The organism is Aeromonas sp. PrichA-15 (assembly GCF_017939245.1).
GTDB classification, from domain to species: domain Bacteria; phylum Pseudomonadota; class Gammaproteobacteria; order Enterobacterales; family Aeromonadaceae; genus Aeromonas; species Aeromonas caviae.
In genome coordinates this window covers 1-4,711 of record NZ_JAGKRH010000143.1, presented here as the reverse complement: position 1 = coordinate 4,711, position 4,711 = coordinate 1, and the positions used below count along the sequence as shown (strand labels likewise).

Annotated in this window: 5 protein-coding genes and 1 pseudogene; 4 read left to right on the top strand and 2 right to left on the bottom strand. The window is 57.5% G+C overall.

Annotation, left to right across the window (positions count from 1 at the left end; genetic code table 11):
- Nucleotides 1-64 precede the first annotated feature (64 nt).
- Nucleotides 65-769 (top strand): IS6-like element IS26 family transposase, encoded by a 705-nt coding sequence (locus J9889_RS16610; RefSeq protein WP_001067855.1) that lies wholly within the window; start codon nucleotides 65-67, stop codon nucleotides 767-769.
- Between the two features lie 357 nt (nucleotides 770-1,126).
- Here the strand turns inward: J9889_RS16610 and J9889_RS16605 are convergent, their stop codons facing one another.
- On the bottom strand, nucleotides 1,127-1,405 hold the full coding sequence (locus tag J9889_RS16605) for a tyrosine-type recombinase/integrase (RefSeq protein WP_000015696.1): 279 nt from the start codon (nucleotides 1,403-1,405) through the stop codon (nucleotides 1,127-1,129).
- Between the two features lie 265 nt (nucleotides 1,406-1,670).
- On the opposite strand from J9889_RS16605, the gene J9889_RS24715 reads away from it, so the two are divergent.
- Nucleotides 1,671-1,799 carry a type VI secretion protein gene (locus J9889_RS24715; protein WP_001260374.1) on the top strand — a complete coding sequence of 43 codons (129 nt, stop codon included), beginning with the start codon at nucleotides 1,671-1,673 and terminating at the stop codon, nucleotides 1,797-1,799.
- Nucleotides 1,800-1,854: 55 nt separating this feature from the next.
- Here the strand turns inward: J9889_RS24715 and tet(C) are convergent, their stop codons facing one another.
- Nucleotides 1,855-3,045, bottom strand: coding sequence for a tetracycline efflux MFS transporter Tet(C) (gene tet(C), locus J9889_RS16590; protein WP_001297013.1), 1,191 nt, complete (start codon nucleotides 3,043-3,045; stop codon nucleotides 1,855-1,857).
- Nucleotides 3,046-3,137: 92 nt separating this feature from the next.
- Between tet(C) and tetR(C) the strand changes: the two genes are divergently transcribed.
- Both tetR(C) and J9889_RS16575 read left to right on the top strand, forming a co-directional pair.
- Nucleotides 3,138-3,797, top strand: coding sequence for a tetracycline resistance transcriptional repressor TetR(C) (gene tetR(C), locus J9889_RS16585; RefSeq protein ID WP_001038045.1), 660 nt, complete (start codon nucleotides 3,138-3,140; stop codon nucleotides 3,795-3,797).
- A gap of 832 nt (nucleotides 3,798-4,629) precedes the next feature.
- A pseudogene (locus J9889_RS16575) lies at nucleotides 4,630-4,711 on the top strand (IS6 family transposase); the annotation flags it as partial.

The window sequence follows — 4,711 nt, the reverse complement described above, 5'->3', positions numbered from 1 at the left end:
GGGCACTGTTGCAAATAGTCGGTGGTGATAAACTTATCATCCCCTTTTGCTGATGGAGCTGCACATGAACCCATTCAAAGGCCGGCATTTTCAGCGTGACATCATTCTGTGGGCCGTACGCTGGTACTGCAAATACGGCATCAGTTACCGTGAGCTGCAGGAGATGCTGGCTGAACGCGGAGTGAATGTCGATCACTCCACGATTTACCGCTGGGTTCAGCGTTATGCGCCTGAAATGGAAAAACGGCTGCGCTGGTACTGGCGTAACCCTTCCGATCTTTGCCCGTGGCACATGGATGAAACCTACGTGAAGGTCAATGGCCGCTGGGCGTATCTGTACCGGGCCGTCGACAGCCGGGGCCGCACTGTCGATTTTTATCTCTCCTCCCGTCGTAACAGCAAAGCTGCATACCGGTTTCTGGGTAAAATCCTCAACAACGTGAAGAAGTGGCAGATCCCGCGATTCATCAACACGGATAAAGCGCCCGCCTATGGTCGCGCGCTTGCTCTGCTCAAACGCGAAGGCCGGTGCCCGTCTGACGTTGAACACCGACAGATTAAGTACCGGAACAACGTGATTGAATGCGATCATGGCAAACTGAAACGGATAATCGGCGCCACGCTGGGATTTAAATCCATGAAGACGGCTTACGCCACCATCAAAGGTATTGAGGTGATGCGTGCACTACGCAAAGGCCAGGCCTCAGCATTTTATTATGGTGATCCCCTGGGCGAAATGCGCCTGGTAAGCAGAGTTTTTGAAATGTAAGGCCTTTGAATAAGACAAAAGGCTGCCTCATCGCTAACTTTGCAACAGTGCCCCTGCGTGCGCTGCTGCCATGTCCACTACCTGACGCCGGTGATGGTGATGGCCTCGCCGGAGCGGGAATTTCTTAACCTCGACGAATTTAGACGATCGGCGGGCGAGGGGATGTCGTGGCAAGGTCCGCCTTGCGCTGCTCCGCAAGGGCGACACCAGCGGGTTCGTCGGCGGCCACGCCTAGCGCGACCGCAACCAAGCGTCGAAAAAGTATACGCTCGTCACCCGCCGTCTCCTGTGCTGAGAGTCTCAGGCCGATCGGCCGGCAGGGCTCAATGTCAGCAAACGCGTGATGAGCGGTGGCCTTCAACAGTGATAAGGCGGCACCAGAGAAAAATCACTCAGGGTCAATGCCAGCGCTTCGTTAATACAGATGTAGGTGTTCCACAGGGTAGCCAGCAGCATCCTGCGATGCAGATCCGGAACATAATGGTGCAGGGCGCTGACTTCCGGTGCCAGCAGATATTTTGGCAGTTTGCCTTGGATCAGAGCCATCTGACGCAGGGCTAGTGCAGCCGGATAGTCAATAGCTACCGGCAGCGGTGCGGACTGTTGTAACTCAGAATAAGAAATGAGGCCGCTCATGGCGTTGACTCTCAGTCATAGTATCGTGGTATCACCGGTTGGTTCCACTCTCTGTTGCGGGCAACTTCAGCAGCACGTAGGGGACTTCCGCGTTTCCAGACTTTACGAAACACGGAAACCGAAGACCATTCATGTTGTTGCTCAGGTCGCAGACGTTTTGCAGCAGCAGTCGCTTCACGTTCGCTCGCGTATCGGTGATTCATTCTGCTAACCAGTAAGGCAACCCCGCCAGCCTAGCCGGGTCCTCAACGACAGGAGCACGATCATGCGCACCCGTGGCCAGGACCCAACGCTGCCCGAGATGCGCCGCGTGCGGCTGCTGGAGATGGCGGACGCGATGGATATGTTCTGCCAAGGGTTGGTTTGCGCATTCACAGTTCTCCGCAAGAATTGATTGGCTCCAATTCTTGGAGTGGTGAATCCGTTAGCGAGGTGCCGCCGGCTTCCATTCAGGTCGAGGTGGCCCGGCTCCATGCACCGCGACGCAACGCGGGGAGGCAGACAAGGTATAGGGCGGCGCCTACAATCCATGCCAACCCGTTCCATGTGCTCGCCGAGGCGGCATAAATCGCCGTGACGATCAGCGGTCCAATGATCGAAGTTAGGCTGGTAAGAGCCGCGAGCGATCCTTGAAGCTGTCCCTGATGGTCGTCATCTACCTGCCTGGACAGCATGGCCTGCAACGCGGGCATCCCGATGCCGCCGGAAGCGAGAAGAATCATAATGGGGAAGGCCATCCAGCCTCGCGTCGCGAACGCCAGCAAGACGTAGCCCAGCGCGTCGGCCGCCATGCCGGCGATAATGGCCTGCTTCTCGCCGAAACGTTTGGTGGCGGGACCAGTGACGAAGGCTTGAGCGAGGGCGTGCAAGATTCCGAATACCGCAAGCGACAGGCCGATCATCGTCGCGCTCCAGCGAAAGCGGTCCTCGCCGAAAATGACCCAGAGCGCTGCCGGCACCTGTCCTACGAGTTGCATGATAAAGAAGACAGTCATAAGTGCGGCGACGATAGTCATGCCCCGCGCCCACCGGAAGGAGCTGACTGGGTTGAAGGCTCTCAAGGGCATCGGTCGACGCTCTCCCTTATGCGACTCCTGCATTAGGAAGCAGCCCAGTAGTAGGTTGAGGCCGTTGAGCACCGCCGCCGCAAGGAATGGTGCATGCAAGGAGATGGCGCCCAACAGTCCCCCGGCCACGGGGCCTGCCACCATACCCACGCCGAAACAAGCGCTCATGAGCCCGAAGTGGCGAGCCCGATCTTCCCCATCGGTGATGTCGGCGATATAGGCGCCAGCAACCGCACCTGTGGCGCCGGTGATGCCGGCCACGATGCGTCCGGCGTAGAGGATCCACAGGACGGGTGTGGTCGCCATGATCGCGTAGTCGATAGTGGCTCCAAGTAGCGAAGCGAGCAGGACTGGGCGGCGGCCAAAGCGGTCGGACAGTGCTCCGAGAACGGGTGCGCATAGAAATTGCATCAACGCATATAGCGCTAGCAGCACGCCATAGTGACTGGCGATGCTGTCGGAATGGACGATATCCCGCAAGAGGCCCGGCAGTACCGGCATAACCAAGCCTATGCCTACAGCATCCAGGGTGACGGTGCCGAGGATGACGATGAGCGCATTGTTAGATTTCATACACGGTGCCTGACTGCGTTAGCAATTTAACTGTGATAAACTACCGCATTAAAGCTTATCGATGATAAGCTGTCAAACATGAGAATTCGCGAATGAACAAGCTCCAACGCGAGGCCGTGATCCGAACCGCGCTCGAACTGCTTAACGACGTGGGCATGGAAGGTCTAACGACGCGCCGACTGGCTGAGCGCCTCGGGGTGCAACAGCCAGCGCTCTACTGGCATTTCAAGAACAAGCGTGCGTTGCTCGACGCACTTGCCGAAGCCATGCTGACGATAAATCACACGCATTCGACGCCAAGGGATGACGACGACTGGCGTTCGTTCCTGAAGGGCAATGCATGCAGTTTTCGACGGGCGTTGCTCGCTTATCGCGATGGCGCGCGTATTCATGCCGGGACGCGGCCAGCCGCGCCGCAGATGGAAAAAGCCGACGCGCAGCTTCGCTTCCTTTGCGATGCTGGCTTTTCGGCAGGTGACGCGACCTATGCGTTGATGGCAATCAGCTACTTCACCGTCGGCGCTGTTCTTGAGCAGCAAGCTAGCGAGGCAGACGCCGAGGAGCGGGGCGAAGATCAGTTGACCACCTCAGCGTCTACGATGCCGGCGCGCCTACAGAGCGCGATGAAAATCGTCTACGAAGGCGGTCCGGACGCGGCATTCGAGCGAGGCCTGGCTCTCATCATCGGCGGTCTTGAAAAAATGAGGCTCACTACGAACGACATTGAGGTGCTGAAGAATGTTGACGAATGACAGGGGGCGGCAGGTGCGGAGGGCGCGGTTGCTTCGTCATATGAAGCAAAGTCACCTAGCTGAATTAATGGGTGTGGATCAGGCAACCGTGTCGCGCTGGGAGCGGGGCACCCTTGCATTGTCGGATGGGAGGTGGTCAGCGGTTCTTCAATTGCTTACCGGGCCTTCCGATTCATCGTACGACGCTGCGCTGAAGCGTCTGGTGCAATCCTCCGCCCACAAAGTCCATCTGGTAGCGACCGGACACATTGTTTGCTCGCGGCATCTCCGGCCAGGCAAAGGGAATTGCGGATTGACCTAGCCGAACTCCTTGGTAAATCGCTGCGTGTTTATGCGTCCCCGAGATAGTTGCGGCCGACTCTGCGCTTAATGGGCTCGGTTGGCATGAGGGGCGGCTGGGGTCACTCGAGGTGGATACCGGCCCGAACTGGAGCGAGGAACTTCCATACTGCCAAGGCGAATGCTGTGGGAGCGCATCATGCTCGCTGATGGTAGCCCGGCACTACTTGTTACCACCACAGCTTAATGCGAAGGGTGCTCCTGTTCTTGTGCATATTTTATGCGCTGCTGATTGTGCATCGAACTGATAACCTCAACGGGTCTGCTTTGTAGTTCACCACACCCCTGACGCGCGCGTGCCGGATAAGCAGAACTATGGTGCCGATGGATGTCAGGAACACTCGGCCTGGTTCGTAACTAGGTCGTCCTGCGCGATCCTGCGGCTAGGGCCGGAATCGTGCTCGCCAGTCAGGCGCTGATGAAGCCTATGGGCACTGTTGCAAATAGTCGGTGGTGATAAACTTATCATCCCCTTTTGCTGATGGAGCTGCACATGAACCCATTCAAAGGCCGGCATTTTCAGCGTGACATCATTCTGTGGGCCGTACGCTGGTACTGCAAATACGGCATCAGTT